Origin of the sequence: Paenarthrobacter sp. AB444, assembly GCF_028736865.1 — a bacterium.
Classification (GTDB): domain Bacteria; phylum Actinomycetota; class Actinomycetes; order Actinomycetales; family Micrococcaceae; genus Arthrobacter; species Arthrobacter nicotinovorans_B.
Genome location: NZ_JAQZBY010000016.1, coordinates 1 through 24640, shown reverse-complemented (window position 1 = coordinate 24640; position 24640 = coordinate 1). Strand labels below are relative to the sequence as shown.

Annotated in this window: 23 protein-coding genes; 15 read left to right on the top strand and 8 right to left on the bottom strand. The window is 62.2% G+C overall.

The annotated features are described in order from the left end of the window. The first annotated feature begins 215 nt into the window (after positions 1 to 215). From PQ627_RS17420 to PQ627_RS17410, 3 genes are read left to right on the top strand one after another with little or no spacing between them, the layout of a single operon-like run. Positions 216 to 1268, top strand: coding sequence for an iron ABC transporter substrate-binding protein (locus tag PQ627_RS17420; RefSeq protein ID WP_274262700.1), 1053 nt, complete (start codon positions 216 to 218; stop codon positions 1266 to 1268). 4 nt (positions 1269 to 1272) lie between these two features. Continuing rightward, positions 1273 to 2871, top strand: a complete 1599-nt coding sequence (locus PQ627_RS17415; RefSeq protein ID WP_274262699.1) for an ABC transporter permease — start codon at positions 1273 to 1275, stop codon at positions 2869 to 2871. Continuing rightward, on the top strand, positions 2868 to 4034 hold the full coding sequence (locus PQ627_RS17410) for an ABC transporter ATP-binding protein (RefSeq protein WP_274262698.1): 1167 nt from the start codon (positions 2868 to 2870) through the stop codon (positions 4032 to 4034). Before PQ627_RS17415 ends, PQ627_RS17410 begins: the two co-directional genes overlap by 4 nt. Positions 4035 to 4039: 5 nt before the next feature. On the opposite strand, the gene PQ627_RS17405 is transcribed toward PQ627_RS17410, so the two are convergent. Beyond that, entirely contained in the window at positions 4040 to 5389 is a 1350-nt protein-coding gene (locus tag PQ627_RS17405; RefSeq protein WP_274262697.1) for an HNH endonuclease, read from the bottom strand. A 43-nt stretch (positions 5390 to 5432) separates the two neighbouring features. Further along, positions 5433 to 6521 (bottom strand): PDDEXK nuclease domain-containing protein, encoded by a 1089-nt coding sequence (locus PQ627_RS17400; RefSeq protein ID WP_274262696.1) that lies wholly within the window; start codon positions 6519 to 6521, stop codon positions 5433 to 5435. Between the two features lie 60 nt (positions 6522 to 6581). Here PQ627_RS17400 and PQ627_RS17395 point away from each other — a divergent pair, with 60 nt between their 5' ends. Further along, positions 6582 to 7073 carry a DNA alkylation repair protein gene (locus PQ627_RS17395; RefSeq protein WP_274262695.1) on the top strand — a complete coding sequence of 164 codons (492 nt, stop codon included), beginning with the start codon at positions 6582 to 6584 and terminating at the stop codon, positions 7071 to 7073. Between the two features lie 66 nt (positions 7074 to 7139). Then, entirely contained in the window at positions 7140 to 8648 is a 1509-nt protein-coding gene (locus tag PQ627_RS17390) for an FAD-dependent oxidoreductase (RefSeq protein WP_274262694.1), read from the top strand. Here PQ627_RS17390 and PQ627_RS17385 read toward each other — a convergent pair. Further along, complete coding sequence (locus tag PQ627_RS17385; RefSeq protein ID WP_274262693.1) at positions 8645 to 9631, bottom strand: hypothetical protein; 987 nt, start codon at positions 9629 to 9631, stop codon at positions 8645 to 8647. The genes PQ627_RS17390 and PQ627_RS17385 overlap by 4 nt on opposite strands. 80 nt (positions 9632 to 9711) lie before the next feature. Between PQ627_RS17385 and PQ627_RS17380 the strand changes: the two genes are divergently transcribed. Genes PQ627_RS17380 through PQ627_RS17370 form a run of 3 tightly spaced genes read left to right on the top strand, consistent with a single transcriptional unit; the run spans position 9712 to position 11784 of the window. Further along, entirely contained in the window at positions 9712 to 10200 is a 489-nt protein-coding gene (locus PQ627_RS17380; RefSeq protein ID WP_306841324.1) for a DedA family protein, read from the top strand. A gap of 31 nt (positions 10201 to 10231) precedes the next feature. After that, a complete protein-coding gene (locus tag PQ627_RS17375) occupies positions 10232 to 11035 on the top strand; it encodes a thioesterase family protein (protein WP_274262691.1) in 804 nt (267 codons plus the stop codon). Next, positions 11035 to 11784: a lipoate--protein ligase family protein gene (locus PQ627_RS17370; protein ID WP_274262690.1), complete on the top strand. Its 750-nt coding sequence runs from the start codon at positions 11035 to 11037 to the stop codon at positions 11782 to 11784. Before PQ627_RS17375 ends, PQ627_RS17370 begins: the two co-directional genes overlap by 1 nt. A 97-nt stretch (positions 11785 to 11881) precedes the next feature. Here the strand turns inward: PQ627_RS17370 and PQ627_RS17365 are convergent, their stop codons facing one another. The 3 genes from PQ627_RS17365 to PQ627_RS17355 form a co-directional block, all read right to left on the bottom strand. Continuing rightward, entirely contained in the window at positions 11882 to 12520 is a 639-nt protein-coding gene (locus PQ627_RS17365) for an MBL fold metallo-hydrolase (RefSeq protein WP_144658973.1), read from the bottom strand. Continuing rightward, positions 12517 to 13602, bottom strand: a complete 1086-nt coding sequence (locus PQ627_RS17360) for an S-(hydroxymethyl)mycothiol dehydrogenase (RefSeq protein WP_144658972.1) — start codon at positions 13600 to 13602, stop codon at positions 12517 to 12519. The genes PQ627_RS17365 and PQ627_RS17360 overlap by 4 nt, the downstream gene beginning before the upstream one ends. A gap of 153 nt (positions 13603 to 13755) precedes the next feature. After that, complete coding sequence (locus PQ627_RS17355) at positions 13756 to 14013, bottom strand: mycoredoxin (RefSeq protein ID WP_018777778.1); 258 nt, start codon at positions 14011 to 14013, stop codon at positions 13756 to 13758. A gap of 165 nt (positions 14014 to 14178) precedes the next feature. Here PQ627_RS17355 and PQ627_RS17350 point away from each other — a divergent pair, with 165 nt between their 5' ends. Continuing rightward, complete coding sequence (locus PQ627_RS17350; RefSeq protein ID WP_260842302.1) at positions 14179 to 14925, top strand: SOS response-associated peptidase; 747 nt, start codon at positions 14179 to 14181, stop codon at positions 14923 to 14925. A gap of 21 nt (positions 14926 to 14946) precedes the next feature. Here the strand turns inward: PQ627_RS17350 and PQ627_RS17345 are convergent, their stop codons facing one another. Together PQ627_RS17345 and PQ627_RS17340 are read right to left on the bottom strand one after the other, a co-directional pair. Continuing rightward, entirely contained in the window at positions 14947 to 15336 is a 390-nt protein-coding gene (locus tag PQ627_RS17345; RefSeq protein WP_144658970.1) for a hypothetical protein, read from the bottom strand. 56 nt (positions 15337 to 15392) lie between these two features. Further along, on the bottom strand, positions 15393 to 15929 hold the full coding sequence (locus PQ627_RS17340; RefSeq protein WP_274262689.1) for a TetR/AcrR family transcriptional regulator: 537 nt from the start codon (positions 15927 to 15929) through the stop codon (positions 15393 to 15395). Positions 15930 to 15981: 52 nt separating this feature from the next. Here PQ627_RS17340 and PQ627_RS17335 point away from each other — a divergent pair, with 52 nt between their 5' ends. From PQ627_RS17335 to pgsA, 6 genes are all read left to right on the top strand, one after another. After that, positions 15982 to 17031: an FAD-dependent monooxygenase gene (locus tag PQ627_RS17335; RefSeq protein ID WP_274262688.1), complete on the top strand. Its 1050-nt coding sequence runs from the start codon at positions 15982 to 15984 to the stop codon at positions 17029 to 17031. Positions 17032 to 17123: 92 nt separating this feature from the next. Next, complete coding sequence (locus PQ627_RS17330) at positions 17124 to 17468, top strand: DUF6504 family protein (RefSeq protein WP_274262687.1); 345 nt, start codon at positions 17124 to 17126, stop codon at positions 17466 to 17468. Positions 17469 to 17472: 4 nt separating this feature from the next. Next, positions 17473 to 21009, top strand: coding sequence for a DNA polymerase III subunit alpha (locus PQ627_RS17325; protein WP_274262686.1), 3537 nt, complete (start codon positions 17473 to 17475; stop codon positions 21007 to 21009). A 130-nt stretch (positions 21010 to 21139) separates the two neighbouring features. Further along, on the top strand, positions 21140 to 23149 hold the full coding sequence (gene thrS / locus PQ627_RS17320; RefSeq protein WP_144658965.1) for a threonine--tRNA ligase: 2010 nt from the start codon (positions 21140 to 21142) through the stop codon (positions 23147 to 23149). A 19-nt stretch (positions 23150 to 23168) separates the two neighbouring features. After that, positions 23169 to 23762 (top strand): HIT family protein, encoded by a 594-nt coding sequence (locus PQ627_RS17315; RefSeq protein ID WP_144658964.1) that lies wholly within the window; start codon positions 23169 to 23171, stop codon positions 23760 to 23762. Next, positions 23752 to 24378, top strand: coding sequence for a phosphatidylinositol phosphate synthase (pgsA, locus tag PQ627_RS17310; protein WP_274262685.1), 627 nt, complete (start codon positions 23752 to 23754; stop codon positions 24376 to 24378). Before PQ627_RS17315 ends, pgsA begins: the two co-directional genes overlap by 11 nt. Positions 24379 to 24640: the final 262 nt, after the last annotated feature.

Sequence of the window (24640 nt, the reverse complement as noted above, 5' to 3'; positions counted from 1 at the left end):
TCCCGGGCTTTGGCATTAATTGTCAGGAGCGCTGTCAAGGTCCCGCTATTAGGTCACGCAAGATTTGCGTAATTATCGTGATCCTTGTCACTATTGGGTGATTGGGCTTTGCGCGTAGGGAAGCCTTACCTACTCTTACAAAAGCAAGCCTTCCCAACACCTGGCCTGCACGGACGAAGGTCCCAAGAGTTTTTGTTCGCAGAAAGAAGCCCTCCATGAACATCCCCAAGAAAGCGCTGGCCGGAATCGCCCTCGCGGCAACCGCAGCACTCGGCCTCACCGCGTGCGGCTCCAACGCCGGCAGTGCCTCCGACGCCTCCGCTTCCGCAGGTTCGGGTTCCGGTGAAATCACGGTTTACAACGCCCAGCACGACACCCTGACCAAGGAGTGGGTGGACGCTTTCACCAAGGAGACCGGGATTAAGGTCACCATCCGCCAGGGCTCGGATACCGAACTGTCCAACCAGATTGTCCAGGAAGGCCAGGCTTCACCGGCTGATGTGTTCCTGACCGAGAACTCTCCGGCAATGGCGCAGGTAGAGAACGCGGGCCTCTTCGCAGACGTTGACAAGGCAACCCTGGACCAGGTGCCTGCCGAGTTCCGCCCGTCGACCGGCAAGTGGACCGGCATCGCAGCACGCTCCACCGTTTTTGTTTACGACAAGAACAAGATCAGCGATGACAAGCTCCCCAAGTCCATGCTGGACCTGGCCAACCCCGAGTGGAAGGGCAAGTGGGCGGCTTCGCCGTCCGGTGCCGACTTCCAGGCAATCGTTGCTGCACTTCTTGAGCTCAAGGGCGAGGCTGCCACCGAGGAGTGGCTCAAGGGCATGAAGGAAAACTTCAAGGCTTACAAGGGCAACAGCACCGCCATGAAGGCAGTCAACGCAGGCGAAGTGGACGGCGCGCTGATCTACCACTACTACTACTACGGTGACCAGGCCAAGACCGGCGAAAACTCCAAGAACGTCACGCCGTACTACTTCAAGAACCAGGATCCGGGTGCTTTCCTGTCCGTCTCCGGCGGCGGCGTACTGAAGTCCTCCAAGCACGCAGCAGACGCCCAGGCCTTCCTGAAGTTCATTACGGGCAAGAAGGGCCAGGAAGTACTGAAGAACGGCACGTCCTTCGAGTACGCCATCGCATCGCAGGTGGACGCCAACGCCAAGCTCGTTCCGATCAAGGAACTGCAGGCTCCTACCGTGGACCCGGCAAAGCTCAACTCCGCCAAGGTCACCGAACTGATGACCAAGGCAGGACTCCTCTAGTTCTGTGAGTACCGACCTATCGGCTGCCCGACCACAAGGCACGGAAAGCACGACGACGGCGGGCAGGGGCAAGCGCCCCCGCCCGCCTTTCGGCGTTTCCACTGTGTCCCTGCTGGCAGTGTTGATCGCCCTGTTTTCGCTTCTGCCACTGGGCTACGTCGTCTACATGACCGTCACGACCGGCTGGGAGACCGCCGTCGAACTTATTGTCCGCCCGCGCGTTGGCGAGCTTCTGCTCAATACCGTGCTGCTGACTCTTGTCACCATCCCGTTGTGCCTGCTGCTGGGCGTGGGCGGTGCCTGGCTGGTTGAGCGGACAACCCTCCGAGGGCGTCGTTGGTGGGCCGTTGCCCTGGCAGCACCGTTGGCGATTCCAGCCTTTGTCAACAGCTATTCGTGGGTTTCGGCTGTTCCTTCGCTTGAGGGCCTCTGGTCCGGGGTCCTGATTTCCACCCTCTCCTACTTCCCGCTGGTTTACATACCGGCCGCTGCAACGCTGGGCCGCTTGGACCCGGCCATTGAGCAGTCCGCAGCCTCCCTTGGCCTGGGCCCGTGGGCGGTCTTCTTCCGCGTGGTGTTGCCCCAGCTTCGCATCGCGATGACCGGCGGAGCCTTGCTCGTAGGACTCCACCTCTTGGCCGAATACGGTGCCTTCGCCATGATCCGCTTCGATACGTTCACGACGGCGATCATGGTCCAATTCCAGTCGACGTTCAACGGCACCGCCGGCAATATGCTTGCCAGTGTCTTGGTGATCCTTTGCCTTTTCCTGCTCCTGGCCGAAGTGAAGAGCCGCGGCACGGCGCGCTATGCCCGGGTGGGATCAGGTGCGCAGGGGAAGACAACCCAGTTGCCGTTGGGACGCTATCAGTTGCCGGCCCAATTAGGTCTTTTGGCACTCACCGCCTTGGCGTTCGGCCTGCCTCTGTGGTTTGTCCTGAAGTGGGTGATTACCGGTGGGACTGAGATCTGGGCTGCCGAGGAATTCATGCCTGCACTCCTTCAGACACTCATCTACGGGGCAGTTGGAGCTGCGGTAACCATCGTGGTGGCTTTCCCCATGGCTTACCTTGCTGTCCGCCACCCGAGTTGGTTCAGCAAACTGCTTGAACTGTCCAACTACGTTACGAGTTCCCTGCCCGGGATCGTGGTGGGCCTGGCCTTCGTGACGGTCAGTATCCGGGCGGTGCCCGGCGTTTACCAGAGCGCCGGAGTCTTGATTGCTGCCTACGTGTTGCTGTTCCTTCCGAGGGCGTTGGTCAACCTCCGTTCGGGCTTGGCCCAAGCCCCCAAGGAACTCGACGAGGCCGCGCAATCTTTGGGAAAGACGCCCTTCGTGTCATTCTTCCGCGTGACGCTGCGGCTGACCGCTCCGGCTGCAGCCGGCGGGGCGGCTCTGGTTTTCCTTGCGATCGTCAACGAACTCACAGCCACGTTGCTCCTGGCCCCGAACGGCACCCGTACTTTGGCAACCGAGTTTTGGAGCAAGAGCAGCGAAATCGACTACACCGGGGCCGCCCCCTATGCCTTGTTGATGATCGTGCTTTCGGCGCCCATGACCTACCTGCTTTTCCAACAGTCCAAGAAAGTAGCCGGACAGTGACAGAACAAGCCCCTTCCAGACTCCCTTCTCCGCGCGTCGCCCCTTCAGTGGCGCCGACCACGAACTCGCACCTGGACATTTCCGAAGTCACCAAGAACTTCGGGGCCCAGGCTGTTCTCAAGGGAGTTAACCTCTCAGTCGCCCGTGGTGGAACAACGGCCATCGTCGGGCCGTCGGGTTCCGGCAAAACCACCCTGCTCCGCCTCATCGCCGGCTTCGAACACCCGAACACCGGGTCCATCAGCATGAACGGCGTTCCGGTGGCCGGTGACGGTGTCCAGGTTCCCGCGCACAAACGCCAGGTCGGTTACGTCGCACAGGATGGTGCACTGTTTCCGCACCTCACGGTCGGGCAGAACGTCGCCTTCGGGTTGGATGCCGGTAAGCTCGACGGCGGTCGTCGAGCAGTGAAGGCCCGCGTGGAAGAGCTGTTGGAGATGGTCTCCTTGGACCCGGCCATGGCCAAACGGCGGCCGCATCAGCTTTCCGGCGGGCAGCAGCAACGCGTCGCCCTGGCCCGGGCGTTGGCCCGCGAACCGGAGCTGATGCTTCTCGATGAACCCTTCTCTGCTCTTGACGCCGGTTTGAGGGTTGCCACCCGTCGGGCCGTAGCAAAGGTCCTCAACGCCGCCGGGGTGACCACCATCCTGGTCACCCATGACCAGGCCGAGGCGTTGTCCTTCGCCGACCAAGTAGCCATCATGCGTGGCGGGAAGCTGGCTCAAATCGGCAACCCGTTCGTCGTATATACCCGCCCGGCCGACCGGGCGACAGCGGAGTTCCTGGGCGAGGCCGTCATTCTTGACGCCTGGATGGAGGGTTCCCTCGCAACGTGTTCCCTCGGAGGCATTGCAGTACGGCGCCCGCCGGCCCAGGGCAGGGTACAGCTGATGCTGCGCCCGGAGCAGATCAGGATCGCGCCGGACGGTCCGATCCGCGGCGTCGTTGTTGACACAGACTACTTCGGCCCTGAAACGACGGTCCGTATCAAGCTCGATGCCTATACGGCCCACGATGGTGCCGGACAGGGCAATGGCCACCGCTACCCGGGTGGTGGCGAGATCATCACCATCCGGCACTGGAATGCCTCAATTACTAAACCCGGAACAGAACTCTGCCTCCGCGTGGTGGGTGAAGGAGTGGCTTTCCCTGTAGGGGAGTAGACAACTCAGGAGCTATCTACAACTGCTGGAACGTGTCCCGGCAGGGCACGAGCCTGTGAGCGGTAGCTGTGCCCGGTGGGGGTCAGGACCTCAAAAGTATGAATGGCCCGGGTGTCGTTGCTGCCCGGAGTTGTTCTGCTGGTCCAGCCTGGGTTCTCCTTAGTGTGGTTGCAGGCTTCGCAGAGCCCAGCGCCGTTCTCCAACGAGGTGGGCCCACCGTGGCGCCAGGGGATGATGTGGTCGATGTGACGGATAGGTGCGTCGCAGTACGGTGTGCGGCACAAGTTGTCACGTACTTCGAGGAAGCGTCGCATTCCTGGCGGAAAGAAGCGGGACCGGGAATCCGTAGCGAGGAGTTCTCCGGTTCCGGGTGCCGTATAGAGGCGGCGAAGCCAAACGTTGAAGTCACTCCCGGGATCGCCGTGGGCCTTCGTTCTGGTCACAAGGTTTCTGGCCCACTCGGCCGGGACAACCCCGCAACCGGTCAGTCGCGCCGGCTCCGGGTCGCCGGCCAGGAGGGTGCGGTCTGTCATCACCAGTTGCAGGTCTATTCCGGTATAGCCGGCGGACGAACCAGTGATCCGTTCAACCAGGGTGTCGGCCATCACCTGGCCTCGACCGCGTTCGTCACCTCCGGGACGTGACCGGGCTGAGTCAGCGGCGCGGGTGAGCGCCGCGTAAGCTGCGACGCCTTGGGCAGCCGGAAGCAGTGCGGTCAAGATGGTCATGGTGTCCGGTGCCGGGCGGAGACTTACGGTCCTCTCGTTCGCGGCATGTGCAGCCCTTTGAGTTACCGAACGAGGATCACGGCGGTAGGCGGCGGCTTTCGCGGCGGCGACGATGGACTTGTCCCCGGCGCCGTCGAATGTTCCGGTGTCCGGGGCCAGTTCTTCATCCACCGCCGCCCGGTCTTCGACGGACAGGCACGCTGTTTCCTTGACGATCAGCGTCGCCCGCCACTCATTCAGCAGTCCTGCATCCACAGCGGCCATGGTGTGTGGCATCTCCGTCACCAATGCCTTCGCCAGCCCCAGCAGCCGGGAGCCACGGGTGGGGGATTCCCGCCGCGCGAGAGCCACCTGCGCTCCCACGCCCTTGCCGCGTTCGGAAGGCGGCACCCCCGCCTCGGCCTGCTCAGCGCGCTGGGCAAGGTCGAAGGCCACAGTGATCTTGGCCTGCAACCCCGATATGGCTGACTTCATATCTTCCAGTACGCGCAGCTGGTTAATCAGATCGCTGCTTATGGTCCTGGGACTGGCAGAGTCTGGAACTTCAGGGAGCGCCCGGTCAGAAGGAACCGGCGTCAGGGCAGCGCTGGCTTCAGCACTTACTCGTCTCTCCGGCTTGCGTCCCATGTTCCTACTCTGCCAGCAGGCTCCGACATTATTAGCCGCAGGGCTAACCCTGTAGCCGCGCAGCCTCGCTCGCCAATTCCGCTTCCAGCGTCTCGATGCTCGGCAGGCTCGCAACCAACTCATCAGGCAAAGAATCTGCCAGCGAGGTCCGCCACTCCGCGATTCCCACGGGTGCATTGAAACCCCGCAAGGCGTACTCCGCCACGACACTGTTCTTCTCCTTGCACAGCAGCAAGCCGATGGTTGGTTTGTCGTCAGGGTGGGCCATGAGGTCATCGACGGCAGCCATGTACATACCCAGCTGGCCAAGGAAGCCTGGCTCGAACTTCACGGCTTTCAGCTCGATGACCATGTAGCAGCGCAACTTCAGGTGGTAGAAGAGCAAGTCGGCGAAAAACTCATCTCCTGCAATCTCAAGCCGGACCTGTTCGCCGACAAAGGCGAAACCCTGGCCCAGTTCCAACAGGAATTTCTCCACGTGTTTCACCAACTGCAGCTCCAGGTCCCGTTCTGTGTGGCGATCGCTCATGGCCAGGAAGTCAAAGACATAGGGGTCCTTGGTGGCCTGCTGGGCAAGGTCAGAGTCCGCGGGAACCATGGTGGACTTGAAGTTGGTGATCGCCTGCCCGGAGCGTTCGTGCAGGCGGGTGGAGATCTGGTGTGTCAGGACGTTGCGGGACCATCCATGCTGCGCAGCCGCCGCCGCGTACCAAAGCCGCGTGGCGGTGTCGTCGAGCTTTTCGAGAAGGGCGATCTGGTGGTACCAGGGCAATGTTGCAAGAGGCGCTTGCAACATTGGAAAGTCCGGCCAGGCCTGGGCGAAGCTCTTCATGTACCGCAGGTTCCTGGGGGAGAAGCCCTTGGCCTCGGGAAACCGGGTGCGGATGTCGGCCGACAGCCGCGTGACCACTTTGGCGCCCCAGCCTTGCTCGGATTCACGCTCGGCCAGTTGCCGTCCGATGCTCCAGTACGAATTCAGCAGCTCCGAGTTGGCCGCTGCCATGGCCCGGGTCCTGCCCGCCCGGACCTCCCGCGCCACGGTGTTGAGCAAAGCGGGATACCAGTCAGGCATGGAGGACGCCGCCGGAACGCCCGGAAACGAGGCCTCGGTGGCGAGCTCTTTGGATGGCATGATGCTCCTGTCGATTGCTGTTGCCATTACGCTACGGGCGGGCACTGACAAAATAGACGGGTGAGTGATGTTGCTGAATTCGTTGACTACACCCTGCAAATGGAATCGACCTGGGAAAAAGCTGCTGAGGCTTCCGAGCGTTTGGGTGGGGGACTGAAGGTCTATGGCGCGTCCGTCGGCGCTGTCCGGGGAACGGTGCGCGATGCCCTGAAGCGGCACAAGAACCTCGACCACGATGACATCACCGCACTGAGTTCGGAACTGTGGGAGGAGCCGGTCTACGAGCGGCGGCTGGCCGCCGTCGTCCTGCTCCAAACCAAAGTCGGTGTCCTGATCAACACGGACCTCACGCGCATCGAGGGCTTCATCAGGCAGGCCGGAACCAGGGAATTGGTGGATCCCCTCGCCACGGACGTCGTGCGACCCTTGCTGGAACGGCTGGAAGGGCGGGCCAAGGAACGTGCTGACCGCGTGCTGGAACGGTGGTCCACGGACCCTGACACTGAGCTTCGCCACGCCGCCGCTTTGGCCACAGGTGCCGCCACCCCTTGATAAGCACCACAGACCGGCCTAGCGTTTCCATACTGCGTGCCCGTGGATTGAAAGGCGAGTCGTTCGATGAAATCACTGTGGTTGGACAGGGAATCCCGCTTTACATCCGACGCCGTCCCTGAGGACAAGCACTTCGACACCATCGTGGTGGGTGCCGGGCTGACGGGCATGGTGACTGCCTTGCTGCTCTCGCGCTCCGGTCAGCGGGTGGTGGTCTTCGAAGCACGAACCCTTGGGGCCGTGACCACGGGGAACACCACAGGAAAGCTGAGCCTGCTTCAGGGCGGAGCCCTGTCCGCCCTCCGCGGGCAGTACTCCCTCAAAGTGGTGCAGGCCTATGTGGAAGCCAACAAGTCAGGCCAAGCCTGGCTGACGCAGTATCTGGAACAGCAGGGCGTTCCGTTCCAGCGTCGGACTGCGGTCACTCTCGCCACGACGGACGACGGCGCGCAGCGGCTCCGCAAGGAGGCCGCGGTATCGAGGGACGCAGGTTTGGACGTCCACTTCAGCCGCGACCCCGGGCTTCCGTTTCCGGTGATTGAGGCGCTGGAACTGGAGGATCAGGCGCAGATTCACCCGATGGAGGTCCTGGACACCCTCGCAGCGGACATCCGGGAACATGGCGGCCTGGTAGTCGAAGATGTGCAGGTGCAGAACGTCGGCTCCGAACTGCCGGTGGAAGTGTCCACCCGCAAGGGAACGTTCACTGCCGACACCGTGGTGATAGCCACGGGCACTCCCATCCTCGACCGCGGCCTGTACTTCGCCAAGCTGGAACCCAACCGTTCCTACGCTGCCGCACTGCGCCCGTCGCCAGGGGCACAACTTCCCCAAGCCATGTACTTGTCCATTGACGCTCCTACCAGGTCGCAGCGCACGCACCCCACGGCTGAAGGCGAGCTGCTGCTGGTGGGCGGCTACGGTCACACCGGTGGCCGGGCCGCATCGCCGCAACAGCACCTGAACGACCTTTTGGGGTGGGCCAACAAGCACTATCCAGGCGCGGAAGTGACACACACCTGGTCAGCGCAGGACTACCAGGCAACCAACCTCATGCCGTTCTTCGGCAAACTCCCCCGGGGCCACGGCAGGATCTTCTTCGGCACCGGCTACAACAAATGGGGGATGAGCAACGGCGTCGCCGCTGCCTTGTCCATCACCTCGGACATCCTGGGCGGCCAGTCCGACTGGGCCAGAATCATCCATCACAGGGTCACTTCTCCCCAGGGTGCCCTGCAGGCTGTCCGGCTCAACGCCAGTACCACCAAGCGGATGATTGAGGACAAGGCCAAAGTCAGGAGCAACCCGGAGATCACCGATGAAACCCGTCCACCGGAAGGCAGCGGCGTGGTCGGGCTGTACAAGGGCGAACCCGCAGCGGTGTCCACGGTCGATGGCAAAGTCTGCAGGGTCTCGGCCAGCTGCGCGCACTTGGGCGGACTCTTGACATGGAACGATGCCGAAAAGTCATGGGACTGCCCGCTGCATGGCTCAAGGTTCACGCCGGAGGGCAAATATCTTGAAGGGCCGGCAACCCACCACCTCCAGAAAACGGTGGGCAAAAAGAAGGACTAGCGGAGCCTGTCGACGCGGCGTTGTGCTTGGTCAGCACTGCGCCGGAGCTGCGTGGCTGTCCTGACTGCAAGTTTCTTGTCGGATTCGGCGGATTCGGCATCCCGCGTAATGCCAATGAGATCGGCCTCCAGGGAGGCCAGCTTCTTCTTCACCTCGGAAATTTCAGACTCGACATCCGAGCGACGGCGGGCGAGCTCATTGACGACATCCCAGGCCGAGGATGCCTGATTTTCTGCTTGCCGGGCCTCGCGGTCCGCTGCGTCGAACTCGTCCTGTGCTTCCTGCAACGCAGCCTGCCGCTTTGCGGCACGGCGTTCGGCCAGCGACGTGGCCTGTTCCTTGGGGTCTTTTGTTTTAGTCGGCGGGCTGTTCTTTGAACGAGCCGTGGAGTCCGGCTTTTCTTCGCCGGCTGCGGCTCTCGTCCTTCGCGTTGTGGCCGGAGCGGGGTTGCGCTCCTCAACGCCAACCGCATCCTCTGTTCCAGCTGCCGCGACGGCGTCGGTGATGTCGACAGATTCGAAGCCGCTCCCGCTCAGCCCCCGCACCAGTCGTCCGGTCGCCACTGCCCGCGCTGCTCCGGCGTCGGCCATGGCGGCCCGCAGGGTTTGTTCCGCGTCAGATGCCGCCGCGGCGCTCAGGGGCGCGCCAAGCTCTTCGGCAAGGTCCTTGGCGGCGTGAACGGCCGCCGTCAGTTGGCTCTGCCGTTGCTGGCTCAGTTCCCGGAAAGCTTCAGCGTCCGACTCTTCCTGGGCGCTTCGGAGCGACGCGCCAAAACGCACGACGCCGTCAATCACCTCGGGCTTGTGGACTGCGAGCATGTTGATGGCCCAGGCCCCTGCGGCTGGCTTGGGGAGGCGGCCGATCTCCTGGGCAAGCTCCTTCTGGCCGGATTCCTTGGCCGCGCGCACCAAGGATGTCCGCTCGGAGGTGAAGTCGCGCGGCAGTACTGCGTACAGCTCCTGGGCGGCCTCGCTGAGATCCATGAACCCATCCTAGGGTCCACCCTCAGCCGTTGCCGGGAGCGAATCTTCGTGGAACGTTGGCTTAGGGTAGCCTAAGTCGGGTGGACCAGATCATGAGTTTGCCCTTCGGCGTTGCCCTTGCAGCGCTCTTCGCCATTGTCATGATCCGCGTCAATGTCACGTACTGGATCGGCCGTGGTGCTGTCGCCGGATTCGCGCACACCCGTTACGGGACCTCGCTCCAACGCCCCAAAGCAGCCCGGGCCCAAGCCCTCATTCAGCGGTGGGGGCCGTACGCCGTCGTTCTTTCCTTCCTCACCATCGGCCTCCAGACCGCGATCAATCTGGCCGCCGGCGCCGCGCGCATGCCCCTTCGGAGATATCTCCCCGCGGCCATTATCGGGTCCGTCGTTTGGGCGCTCCTGTACGCCACCATCGGACTTGCGGCCTTGGAGGCCTGGCTGGCGGTTGCCGCGGGGTCGCCGGTTGGGGCCGCGGTGGGCATCGCCGTGGCGGCTGCCTTGGTTGTCTGGATTGTTGTGATCCGCAAGCGTCGGGCGGCAGGCAAATCAGCGGATACAGTGGTCTGAGTTCTACTGCTGCATCGGCGAAAGGCTCGGGTTGACTACTGCATTACCGGAACTGGCGGACGGCGTTTTCTATTACGAATCGTTGGGCGGCGGCCGTTTCCGTTCCACGATTCATGCCCAAGGCGCTTGGAATCCTCACGAACAACACATGGCGCCGGCCTCGGGAATCCTCGCCGATGCCCTTGTGCGGCATGAGCCCAGGGATGATGTCCGGCTTGCCCGGATCAGCTACGAAATCCTTGGTCTGATCCCCGGCGGAGAATTTCAGATCACCACCTCGACGTTGAGGCCGGGGAAGACCATTGAACTGATCCAGGCCGAGCTTTCCGCCGGAGGGCGCGTAGCCATCCGGGCCGCCGCCTGGCGCATGATCACGAGCGATACCAGTGCTGTGGCCGCGGTCGAGGACGAACCGATGCCCGCACCTGATGAATGCAAGCCTTGGGACGGGGCCAGTGTTTGGCCGGGCGGATACATCCGCTCCCTGGAGATGCGCATCGCCGAAGGGCACCGCCCGGGGTCGGGCAGAGTGTGGATCCGGACCTCGCACCCCCTGACGAATCGGGCAGACAGCACTGACCTTGCGCGGTTGATGGGCCTCGTGGACACGGCCAACGGCATCGCCGCTCGTGTCCCTCCGGGCAAAGACAGCTACATCTTCCCGAACGTCGACCTGCAGATCCACATGTACCGCGCACCGGCGGGCGAATGGCTTGGACTGGACAATAAGGTCTCTTTCGGTGCCGATGGCATTGGTTTGACGTCGACAGTGTTGCACGACATTGATGGGCCGTTCGGCAGGGCAGAGCAGATCCTGACGTTGAGGAAGAGCTGATGCGCGAAGCCGCAGTCTCCGGCAAGCAGCTCACCGTCTACCGGCAGCAGGAGTCCTTTGGCGCTGCAGGCGACCTCGACTTTGCCCTGGAGCTGCTCAAGCGTGCCCGCGGCGGCCAGTTGGGGCCCTCGCTTCGTTTGTACCGGCCGCAACCCACTGTTGCTTTCGGCCAGCGGGATGCAAACCTGCCAGGCTTCGCTGCTGCCGAAGAGGCGTGCAGGGAACGTGGCTTTGAGCCGCTGGTCCGCAAGGCCGGGGGCAGGGCAGCTGCCTATCACCAAGGGACGCTGGTGATTGACCACATCGAGCCGCACCCCGACGCCATTGTCCGCGCAAAGGCGCGTTTCTCCGACTTCGGCGAGCTGCTGGCCGGTGCGCTTCGCAGTGTCGGCGTACATGCCGCCGTCGGCGAGATCCCGGGGGAGTACTGCCCCGGCGAGTTCAGCGTCCACGGCGAGGATCCTGATTTTCCCGCGCACAGGATCAAACTGATCGGCACTGCCCAACGCGTCGTCTCCGGTGCCTGGTTGTTCAGTTCCGTGGTGGTGGTGGAGAATTCCGGTCCCATCCGCGATGTCTTGACGGCCAGCTATGAGGCGCTGGGCCTGGACTGGGATCCGGCGACCGCAGGTGCCGCCAACGACTTGCTGCCCCACGTTGACGTAGCCGCTGTGGAGGCGGCGGTGGTGGACGCTTACCGCGGCTATGCGGACGTCGTCGACGGCGACTTCAGCACCCTTCTGGGCTGATCACCGCCGCTTCTTGGGGTGCTGCCAAGCCAAACAGCCACCGCCCTGACGTTGTGGGCGGTGGCTGTTTTGGTTTGTGGACTGCTGCGCGCCCCGCTCAGTGGCCGCGTGCTATCCACTCATCGAGCTGCGGCTTCTCCGCGCCGATCGTGGTGCTGTCTCCGTGGCCGGTGCGTACCACAGTCTCCTCCGGCAGAGTCAGGAGTTTGGTCTTGATGGACTCGATGATGGTGGGGAAGTCGCTGTAGGAACGCCCCGTTGCTCCGGGGCCGCCGTGGAAGAGCGTATCCCCGCTGAAGAGGGTGCCTTCACTGGGCAGGAGGAACGACACGGATCCCGGCGAATGCCCAGGCGTGTGCACGGCTGTGAGGATTCCTCCGGCGACTTCGAACGTGTCTCCGTCCGAGATCGAGTTGTCAGGATCGACCCCCGGGAAGACGGCATGCCACAGCATCCAGTCTTCCTTGTGCAGGTAGACCGGTGCCTTGACGAGTTCGCGGAACTCGCCGGCGTACCGGATGTGGTCATCGTGGCCGTGGGTGAGCAGGATGGCTTTGACGGTCCGGCCGTTGACGGCGTCCACAACCGCTGCGGGGTTGTGGGCGGGGTCTATGACGATGCACTCGGAATCGTCCCCAATGATCCAGACGTTGTTGTCCACGTCCCAAGTGCCGCCGTCCAGCGAAAACGTCCCGGACGTGACAACATTTTCAATCGTGAGGTTGGCGGCGCTCACAGCTCAACCACCGATCGCAGGACAGCGCCGTGGTGCATCTTGTCGAATGCCTCTTCAACCTGGTCGATGGAGATCCGCTCGGTGACAAAGGCGTCCAGGTCCAGCTTGCCCTGCTTGTAGAGGTCCACCAGCATGGGGAAATCGCGGGAGGGCAGGCAGTCGCCGTACCAGGACGATTTGAGGGAGCCGCCGCGGCCGAACACGTCCAGCAAGGGCAGTTCCAGCGTCATCTCCGGCGTGGGAACGCCGACGAGGACCACGGTACCTGCGAGGTCGCGGGCGTAGAAGGCCTGCTTGTACGTTTCGGGGCGCCCGACGGCGTCAATCACCACGTCTGCGCCAAAGCCGCCGGTGAGCGCACGGATTTCTTCGACAGGATCGCCTGCGGAGGAATCAACCGTGTGCGTTGCGCCGAGGTCCTTGGCGCGTTCGAGCTTCTTGGCGTCGATGTCGACGGCGATGATGGTGGTGGCCCCGGCGAGCGCAGCGCCGGCAATGGCCGCCACGCCCACGCCTCCGCAGCCGATGACTGCTACTGAGTCGCCACGCTTGACGCCTCCGGTGTTCAGTGCGGCGCCGAGGCCCGCCATGACACCGCAGCCGAGCAGGCCGACGGCGGCGGCATCGGCTTCGGGGTCGACCTTGGTGCATTGTCCGGCTGCGACGAGGGTCTTTTCGATGAAAGCGCCGATGCCCAGCGCCGGGGACAGTTCCGTGCCGTCCTCAAGGGTCATTTTCTGGGTGGCGTTGTGGGTGTTGAAGCAGTACTGGGGTTCGCCGCGCTTACAGGCGCGGCAGTTGCCGCAGACAGCGCGCCAGTTCAGGACGACGCGGTCGCCGGGGGCAACATCGGTGACGTCGGGACCCACTGCGCTGACGACGCCGGTAGCTTCGTGGCCGAGCAGGAACGGGAAGTCGTCGCTGATGCCTCCGAGCTTGTAATGGAGGTCGGTGTGGCAGACGCCGCTGGTGAGGATGTCCACCAAAGCCTCGCCTGGGCCGGGTTCGGGAACAAGGACGGTTTCGAGGGTTGCTGGTGCGCCTTTGGAGCGGACGACGACGCCTTTGACTGCGTGGACCATTGGTGTGGTTCCCTTCGGACTCGCGGAGGGCAGGCCCGGTTGGTGCACGGTTAATGCAGCAGGGCCCGCTACGGATTCCCATTCTGTCTATCACAGGTGAGAGACAGTACGTGGTTTGTTCCGTGCGGGCCCTGCGCGGGTTACGTCAGCACTTTAGGCAGCCAGACGGCTCTCGACCTCGGATGCTGAGGGGTTGGTGGCAGCCGTGCCATCCGGGAAGAGCACGGTGGGTACGGTGCGGTTGCCTCCGTTGAGCTGCTCGACGAGCTCGGCCGTGCCATCCACTTCTTCGATGTTGATCTCGGTGTAGCCGATGCCCTTGGCATCGAGCTGCTTCTTCAGGCGGTTGCAGTAACCGCACCAGGTGGTCGAGAACATGGTGATGGTGCCGGAGTCGGGAGTGAAGTCCACAGAGCTCTCCTCAGTTGTTGTTTGCGCGGGGTGTTTCGTTCCTCATAACGGTAACCCGGCGCAGAATAATTCCCGTGTGGCCGCCGACCCGCGTTACGTCACACGGTTGCGCTGGTGTGAATTCGGGGGAAAGGGCAGACTGTTGCCATGTGTGGACGTTACGTTATGGCCCGTGCGGTGGGAGATTTGCTCGCCGATTTTGACGCTGAGCTTGAGAACGAGATTGCCTTGGAGAAGTCGTGGAACGTTGCCCCGACGGATGCGGTCCCGATCGTGCTGGAACGGTTGGTCGATGACGACGTCAAGAGGCAGCTTCACGTGGCCAAGTGGGGATTGGTGCCCTCCTGGGCCAAGGATCCCAAAGGTGGCGCCCGCTTGATCAACGCGCGCAGTGAAACACTTCTGGAGAAACCTTCCTTCAAGAAGGCTGCCGTAGCCCGGCGGTGCGCGGTGCCAGCCGATGGCTATTACGAGTGGAAGAAGGGCGAGGGCAAGAACAAGCAGCCCTACTATGTCCATCCCGTCGACGGACACGGCTTGGTGTTCGCGGGTTTGTATGAGTGGTGGCGGGACCAGAGTGCGTCCCCTGACGATCCCGCCCGTTGGTTGCTGTCGATGTCCATTTTGACCGCGGATACCCCGACGGCGGACTCAGCACGGACACGGCGCAGTGCCTCGGTGTTCGATGAGTTGACATCCCTTCATGATCGCGTTCCACTGCCCATGAGTACGGAGACGATGGAAGCGTGGCTTGATCCGCGGGAAAAGGATGCCGCAGGGCTCGTGGACATGGTCCGTTCAAGGGCGCACGACGCAGCTGCCGATTGGACGTTGGACCCGGTGGGGGCCGCCGTCGGGAATGTCCGCAACAACTCTCCGGAGCTTATCGAACCCGTGGAGGGCCTGTTCTAGGCTTCAGAGGATTTCCAGGCCTCAGAGGGCTTCGTTGACGGGCACGCCGGATTGGAACTCACGGCCATCAGCTTCACTGAACGCCGTCATCACGTGGCCTTTGCTGAGTCCGTGGATGGCGGACATGGGAAAGTTCCCGGTGATGACGTTGCCCGAGTGCTCTACGCCTTTGATGTCGTAGTTTTCCTCCGCGCTGAGGGAATGGTTGAAGGAGTAGAACGAGATCGCCTCGCCGTTCATGAACTCGATGCCGAGCCTTCGCTGCGAGGAGTAGTCTTCACTGGCAGCAACAAGGCCCACGACATAAGCGCCGGAGCCTGGGATGTTGCCGTCAATTTCGAACCTCGCCACCAGGTTGTCATCAGCGGCTGAGATGTTGACCTGCTTCAGGAATGCCTCATTGGTACTCATGGCACAATCCTGCTCTGCGGACCCGCTGCCGTCCACCCCTGCAGGTGATCCTTTGCTCAAGCCTCCAAGAGCCGCTGGATGTTTTCCGCCACCCTTTCCTTGCTGATGCCCTGGCCCTTCCTCGAGGTCAGCAGGTGCAGGACCAGGCCGTCGCTGTAATCGGAAACCGCTTCTGCCCGCGCCCTCGGTTCCGTCACCCCCATGGCCTCGAGCAGCTGTGCCAACGCCGATACCAGCCGCTCGTGTCCGGCCGCCACTACCTCCGGCTGGTCCAGCGCGAAAACGAAGCGTGCCCTCGTCAGTCCTGCGTTTTCCTGCGCGAGTCCCATGACTGCTCCGGCCACCTGCTCTGCTACTGCTGCGACCGACGTCGGGCGTTCCCTTGCGCCCTGCTGCAGCAGGAGGCTGTCCAGCTCTTCAACACGGTCGACGGCGGCAGCCACCAAGGTGGCGCGGTTACGGAAGTAGTTCGACGTTGTCCCGACGGCGACTCCGGCCTGTGCGTCCACGGCACGGTGGGTGAGGCCCTTCAGGCCCTGGGCGGCAACGACGGCGAGCGCTGCATCTGCTAACTGGGTTCGGCGGTCGGGCATGGCGAAAGTCTAGCTCCCGGACCTATCTCTACTACAAATGTAGTAGTAGAGTGTGCGCATGAAAAAAGTGGACATCATTGGCGGTGGAATAGCTGGCTTGGCGCTCGCAGCACGGCTCGACCCGGGCGCGTTTGAGGTCACCGTGTACGAACAGAGGCCCGAGCTGCCCGCCGTGGGAACAACATTGGCCATGTGGGGCGAGGCCCAACGTGCTTTGTCTGACATCGGGATCCTCGGTGCCGTTCGAAGCCGTGGGTCCATCATCACCGCAGGAGCCCTGCGCGACCCCACGGGTGAAGCCCTGCTGGCCATCGAAGGGGAAGGGGTAGTTGGCATAGCCAGACCCGAGCTCCTTAAGTTGCTCGATTCTGCGGTGCCGGCCGCCGTGGAACGTGTTTACCGAAGGGCCGAAATTACTCCCGGCAATGCCTGGTTGACCGTGGGGGCGGACGGGGTCAACAGTATCGTCCGACGAAGCCACTGGGGCCGGCGGAGTGCGGCGCGGCCCACCCCTTTCCTGGCTGTCAGGGGAGTTGTTCCCAGTACGCCCGCCTCCGGGGACGTTGGCGAATACTGGGGCAAGGGAGAGATCTTTGGACTGGCCCCGGCCGTAGGCGGAACCAACTGGTACGCCTCATTTCGTTCCGACCTTGGACCGGAGAAGGTAGACGTCCAGGAAGCACTTGAGATCACCCGGGGCAGGTACATCAACTACTCGGACGCCGTCAGGGATGTTCTGAACCAGGCGACCCCTGGCAATTCCCTGGCACAACGCATCTGGACGACACCGCCGATGAGCCGGTACACACGGGAAAATGTGGTGCTCGTGGGGGATGCGTGCCACGCCATGACGCCGAACCTTGGTCGGGGTGCTTGCGAAGCGCTGATCGACGCCGTAACCCTGGGAGCACTCCTGAACGAACTTCCCAAAAAAGAAGCCCTCAGGGCCTACAACAGGAAGCGCGTACTTCGCACCCAGCAGCTGAGGCTCGCCTCATCGCTCATGGGAAACGTCGCCCTGGCGCAAGGGATGCAGCCGTGGCGCGACGGGTTGCTGAAGCGGGTTGGTAAACGTGTGGCAAAGGCTTCAGTGCGGGGCTGAACACCGAAGTAGGTTTTGTTCTCTCGTCGGCGTAAACTGGAAATATTCGAACATACTTTCGAATGAATTGAACCGGCGTAGTGAGGTGTGGGATGGGGCTGTTCAGCGAGTCCGTTGCAGTCAACTGCTCAGAAACAGGCCAGCCGCAGGAAGTCCAATGGAAAGGGACCCTGTACACCGTCACCAACGAGCCGGTCCGGTGGTTCGAACGCCGCCAATGGTGGGTCGAAGAACACCGCGCACCCATCGGCGCCGGCGCAGGCCTGGTTGACCACGAAATCTGGCGCGTCCAGCTTCAACCCCTGGAAACCGGACAAAAGGACAACCACACCATCACCTTGGACCTTGTCCGGCACCTAGGCAGCGGCCGCTGGCGACTCCTTCGAATCCATGACGCCGCACCAGCCCGCGCCGTGGAACCCGACGAAGCAGCGTGAACTGTTGAGCTTCACCCATCTGCACGTCTCCACGGCCTTCAGCGCACACTATGGCGTCTCCTGGCCCGACGAACTCGCCCAAACCGCAGCAGCCGACGGAGCTACGGCGCTCGCCTGCACAGACCGGGACGGACTCTACGGCACAGTCAAACACCTCAAAGCCTGCATGGACGCAGGCATCGATCCCATCGTCGGGGTGGACCTGGCAGTTTTCGACGACGACGGCGACCACCGCACCCAAGTAGCGGGCCGCGTCGTCGTACTGGCCCATGGACACAACAACGGCGCCGGTTACCGTGCACTCTGCCGCCTGGTATCCGATGCCCATGCCCGCACCTCGGGCAAAGCCGGGGGAGCAGTCCCCGTTGCAGTAACCCGCGCTGAACTTGCTTCCAGGACATTGGACCCCACAACACTCAAGCCCGTGCTGACCGTACTGATCGGACCCGACTCGGATGTCGGACGGGCCATGGGCGGACGCAAATACCTCAGGCCACGGACCCTTTTCAAACAATGGATCGACGCCATGCCACCGGGAACGCTGGTTGCCGAGATCGTCTCGCACCTCAGCGCACCCGGGGCGCCGCTCAGTACGGCCCATGCCGTGCGCATGCTCAAACTCGCCCTCGAACACAATGTCCCCGCCGTCCTGGCCAACGCAGTCCGTTATTGTGCCCAGGACGGTGCAGCAACCGCTGATGTCCTGGACTCGGCGCGCACCTTGAAGTCCCTCCCCGAGCTCTCCACAGAGCCCATGCTCCACGCTGCAGGGCATCTTCAACCCACAGGGCAACTTCAACCCACAGGACAGGGCTGGTTGAAGAGCCCCCGCCACATGCTCCAGCTCGGCAAGGAAATCATGAACGCCGCCGGGTTGGGGCAATCCGGGCTCAGCAAACTGCTCGCCAACACAGAAGCGCTCGCCGATAAATGCCGCGCAGACCCCATCCTTGACATGGGGTGGAAAAAACCCGTGGTACCGGAGGCATCCATCATCGGCATCGACAACGACCCCATGCTGGAACTGACCCAACGCTGTGAAGCCGGTATCACCCGAAGGTTCCCAGGTATCAGCGGTGATGCGGAAAGGCGGGTGCGCTCGCGGCTGGAGCACGAGCTGGGGATCATCGCCGGGCTGGGTTTTGGCTCCTACTTCCTCACTGTTGCCGAGGTTTCGCGGATGATCCTCGATATGGGGGTCAGGGTTGCTGCCCGGGGATCAGGTGCCTCCAGCCTGGTCAACTACCTGATCGACATCAGCCAGGTTGATCCCATCCGCCACGATCTCATTTTTGAACGGTTTCTCTCCGGACGCCGCTCCACCCTGCCGGATATTGATATCGACGTCGAAAGCGCTGAACGGCACAACGTCTACCGAAAGATCTTCGACCGGTTCGGGGCTGAACGGGTCACGCTCATGAGCATGCAAAACGGCTACAGGGCCCGCGGTGCGGTCAGGGACGCTGGGATGGCGCTGGGAATGGATGAGGGCGAGGTCGGGGATATCGCCAAGCAGCTCTGGAGGTTCTCGGCAAGAAAATTCCGCGAAGCGCTGGTGGAGAAGCCCGAGCTCCGCGACTTTGCCGGCCGGGTTGAGCGCGGCGGCATGGAAGAAAATCAGCAGCTTGATCTCCTGGTGGATCTCACAGAAAGACTTGACCGCTTGCCCCGGCATATTTCCATGCACCCTTGTGGAGTGATTCTGGGGGATGCGACACTCCTTGACCGGACCCCTGTCCAGCCCAGCGGCCTGGGCCTGCCCATGAGCCAGTTCGACAAACATGACATGGATCCCATGGGCATGCTCAAGCTGGATGTCCTGGGTGTAAGAATGCAAAGTGCCATGGCCTTCGCGGTGCGCGAGGTGATCCGGCTCCATCCTTCCAAGGAAGAGGTGGTTGCAGCGGGAAACCACCCTGTGGGACCTGAAGGAACAGGACCTGACTACATCGGCGAAGACGGCCGGATTGAGCTCAACGACGTCCCCTTCGACGACGAACCCACCTTCGACCTGATTCGAAGCACCCACACCCTGGGGTGCTTCCAGATCGAGTCGCCAGGTCAACGGGAGCTCATAGGAAAAATGGCACCCCGCGAATTCAACGACCTCATCATCGACATTTCGTTGTTCCGTCCCGGACCGATGAAATCGGACATGGTGCGGCCCTTTCTTGAGCACAGGCATGGATTCGCACCGGAGGTGTACCCCCATCCGGATCTCAAACCCGTACTGCAGGAAACGCACGGGGTGACAGTTTTCCACGAGCAGATCCTCAAGACCTTCGATGTCATGACAGGGTGCGGGTTGGCCAGGGCCGATGAATTCCGCAGGGCCCTTGGCGATGAAATCCGGGAACCTGAAGTGGAGAGCTATTTCCGTCGTGAGGCCATCAGGAATTACACGCCTGAGGTCGTGGACAAGGTTTGGGGAACGTTAAAGGCCTTCGGAAGCTTCGGCTTCTGCAAAGCCCATGGAGCTGCCTTTGCTGTACCTACCTACCAATCGGCGTGGCTTAAAGCCCACCATCCCGAAGCCTTCCTGGCCGGGCTCTGGGAACACGATCCCGGGATGTACCCAAAGCGCTTGTTGGTCGCTGAAGCACGTCGTCTTGGCATTCCCATCCTGCCGTTGGACATCAACCGAAGCCAGGCTGAATACAGGGTGGAGAAGATCCTCGAAGGGCCTGATAGCGGAAAACTCGGAATCCGTTTGAGCCTTTCAGGGATCTATGGGTTCTCGGGGGCTGAACTGAAAAGAGTCGTGGCCGGTCAACCCTTCGATTCCTTGGCCGACCTGCGCACCCGGGCGAGGGTGAGCAAGCCAAACATCAAAAGACTGGCTCAACTCGGCGCCTTCGATGCCCTTCATAAAGACTCGGGGGGAACTGCCAACCGGGCCGATCTGGTGCAGCATCTCCAGGCTCTGCAAAGCAGTCCCTCCAAGAAGCAGAACGGCGTCATCGATGGGCAATTGTCATTCGCCCTGGGGGATGTTGAGCTGAGGAACATCGCCCCGGAACTTCCTGAGCCAACCATGGTCGAGAATGTCAGGGCGGAACTTGATCTGATGGCCGTTGATGTCAGTGAACACCTGATGGAAAGCCACCGCCCGCTCTTGGATAAATTGGGTGTGACAACCGCCGACAAACTCCTGGGCCTGCGTAACGGAACAGAAGTACTGGTTGCCGGTGTCCGCATAGCAACACAGACCCCACCCATGCGGGGAGGAAGGCGTGTTGTCTTCATCAGCATCGATGACGGCACTGGATGCGTTGATTCGGTCTTCTTCCACGAAGCCCAGGAAGAATCGGGGCCATTGCTGTTCGGAACACGCCTGCTGTTGATCCGTGGAACAACCAGGCGGACCGGCCCCAAAGGCATCAGCCTGAGTGCGAGCAAGGCCTGGGACCTTGGCAGGCCGGAAACCTTGCCGTACCCGGAAATCCTGCGTAGCGATGAGCAGCCACCTGCCGAATACACGCACCGTGGGCCACTGGATGGCATCTCAAGGAACCTTGCCATCACTGGTCTGGGAAGCTGAACCTCCCCGGATCACGGCCCCGGCGCGCTGCTTTGGCCGCCCTAGCCGAAGCGGATACGATTGACGATGGCTGGCTGTGGTCCCCGTACGCCACAAGCTATGAAGCCTTCACTATGAATAGGAGACACCCGTGTCAGATGCCCAACAGATCACCCTCATCGTCGATGGCGAAGAGACCAAGGTGACGGAAGGGACTACCGGCGCGGAACTCTTCTTCGAGCGCCGCGACGTCGTTGTAGCCCGTGTTGACGGTGTGCTCAAGGACCTTGACCAGCCCCTTTCCGACGGTGCGAACGTCGAGGGCGTCACGATTGAATCGCCGGACGGACTCAATGTCCTCCGCCACTCCACGGCCCACGTCATGGCCCAGGCCGTGCAGCAGCTGCGCCCGGACGCAAAACTTGGCATCGGTCCCTACATCACCGACGGTTTCTACTTCGACTTCGACGTCGCTGAGCCGTTCACCCCGGAAGACCTGCGCCAGCTGGAAAAGATGATGCAAAAGATCATCAACCAGAACCAGAAGTTTGTCCGTCGCGTGGTCACCGAAGAAGAAGCCCGCCAAGCCATGGCCAACGAGCCCTACAAGCTTGAGTTGCTCGGCAAGAAAAACGATGCCACGGACGCCGCGGAAGGCGTCAACGTCGAGGTGGGCGCCGGCGACATCACCATCTACGACAACGTCGACCGCAAAAGCGGAGACAGCGTATGGTGCGATCTTTGCCGCGGCCCCCACCTGCCCAACACCAAGATCATCTCCAACGCCTTCGCGCTGACGCGTTCGTCGTCTGCCTACTGGCTGGGCAACCAGAACAACCAGCAGCTGCAGCGCATCTATGGAACGGCTTGGCCCACCAAGGAAGCCCTCAAGGCCTACCAGGAGCGCATCGCCGAAGCGGAACGCCGCGACCACCGCAAGCTTGGCGTCGAGCTGGACCTCTTCTCCTTCCCGGATGAGCTTGGCTCCGGCCTGCCGGTCTTCCACCCCAAGGGCGGCATCATCCGCAAGGAGATGGAGGACTACTCGCGCAAGCGCCACGTGGATGCCGGCTACGAGTTCGTCTACACTCCGCACATCACCAAGGGGCACCTGTACGAGGTCTCCGGCCACCTTGATTGGTACAAGGACGGCATGTTCCCGGCGATGCAGGTGGACGCCGAGCTCAACCCGGACGGCACTGTGCGCAAGCCGGCCCAGGATTACTACCTGAAGCCGATGAACTGCCCCATGCACAACCTGATCTTCCGTTCGCGCGGCCGCTCGTACCGTGAACTGCCGTTGCGCCTGTTCGAATTCGGCTCGGTGTACCGCTACGAGAAGTCCGGCGTTGTGCACGGACTGACCCGCGTGCGCGGCATGACACAGGACGATGCCCACATCTACTGCACCCGCGAGCAGATGAAGGACGAGCTCACCACCACGTTGAACTTCGTCCTCGGTCTCCTCAAGGACTACGGCCTGGACGATTTCTACCTGGAACTCTCCACCAAGAACGAAGAAAAGTTCGTTGGGGACGACGCCACGTGGGAAGAAGCCACACGCACATTGGCGGAGGTGGCAGAGGCCTCCGGACTTGAGCTGGTTCCTGACCCGGGCGGAGCTGCCTTCTACGGCCCCAAGATCTCCGTCCAGGCGAAGGATGCCCTGGGCCGCACCTGGCAGATGTCCACCATCCAGCTGGACTTCAACCTGCCCGAGCGCTTCGAACTGGAGTACCAGGCTGCCGACGGAACGCGTCAGCGCCCCGTCATGATCCACCGCGCCCTCTTCGGCTCTGTTGAACGCTTCATGGGTGTCCTCACCGAGCACTACGCCGGAGCATTCCCGGCCTGGCTGTCACCGGTCCAGGTGGTGGGCATTCCCGTTGCCGAAGCGTTCAACGACTACATGTTCGACGTCGTGGGGCAGCTGAAGGCTGCAGGTATCCGCGCCGAGGTGGACATCTCCTCGGATCGCTTCCCGAAGAAAATCCGCACAGCCAGCAAGGACAAGATTCCCTTTGTGCTCATTGCCGGAGGCGAAGACGCCGAAGCTGGCGCGGTGTCCTTCCGGTTCCGGGATGGCAGCCAGGATAACGGCGTCCCCGTGGAAGAGGCGGTCCGCAGGATTGTCGACGCCGTAAAGAACCGCGAGAGCTGACGGAACGGATACAGTGACGGTGCAGGAGAACACAGGCGCGGCAGCTGACTTCCCGGGCGATGCAGATGTAACCGATGACTTCGGACTTGCAGGCGTTCCGGATGCGTTTCAGCGCCTGTGGACTCCGCACCGCATGGCCTACATCAAGGGCGGGCAGGATCAGTTCAAGAACAAGGACGACTGCCCGTTCTGTGTAGGTCCCACCCGCTCGGACGAGGAATCCTTGATCGTCCATCGGGGAAAGACGTGCTACGTGGTGCTCAATCTTTTCCCCTACAACCCGGGCCATCTGCTGATCTGCCCCTACCGGCACGTGCCCGACTACACGGACATCACGGTTGAGGAGACGGCCGAGTTCGCTGACCTGACGCAAACCGCCATGAGGGTCCTGCGCAAGGTCTCCAACCCCAGCGGCTTCAACCTTGGGATGAACCAAGGCGTCACCGGTGGGGCAGGCATCGCCGCGCACCTCCACCAGCATGTGGTTCCACGGTGGGGTGGAGACGGAAACTTCTTCCCCATCATTGCCCAGACCAAAGCCATCACGCAGACCCTGGATGAGGTCCGCAAACTCGTGGCTGAAGCCTGGCCAGGGGAGTCGAATGCTCAATAGGCATGCGCGCGGTTTCTTCACTTCATTGTTTACCCCGCTGGCGCGTTGGCTCCTGCGGTTGGGCGTCTCTCCTGACGCCGTCACTATTGCAGGCACTGCCGGAGTGGTGCTCGGCGGTCTCATCCTGTACCCGCTGGGCCACTTGTGGTGGGGTTCGGTCATTGTGGCGCTCTTCGCCTTTTCCGATGTGGTTGACGGCATCATGGCACGCCTGCAGGGTCGCAGCGGAGGTTGGGGAAACTTTCTTGACTCAACCTTGGACCGTTTGGCCGATGGTGCCATCTTTGCCGGCCTCACCATCTGGTTTTTCACAGGGGGTCGCGATGCTGCGATCGGAACCGCGGCCGTCGTTTGCCTGGTCCTGGGGATGGTCGTTTCCTATGCAAGGGCCAAGGCGGAATCACTTGGCTACCACGCAAGCGTAGGCATTGCCGAGCGTGCGGAGCGCTTGGCGTCGGTCCTTCTGATAACCGGCCTTACCGGACTGGGTCTTCCCCGCGTGGTGCTTTTCGCGACCCTTGTCCTGCTGGCACTGGCCAGCTTTGCCACCATCGTCCAAAGAATGGCGACTGTTCGCCGGCAATCCATGGCTGAAGCCGAGGGAACTGGCATCTGACCAGATTTCGCCGTGGCGGTTTGTGCAGCTGTCCTACCACGCGCCTGTTTGTTGCCCCATAGGGCAGTAATGAATGTACTTCCGCCATGCATCCTGCGACTACTATTACTAGTACTTGGTCACCTTGACCTGAAACCCGGTGTGCGCTGAATGTGGTCGTTGGCTGCGCGTGCCTCCGGCAAGAAGGTCGTTTATCTACCCATAGGGGTTTTTGTGTCTACACCAGATGTAAGCAACGAAGCCGGTTCGTCCGCGAACAGCG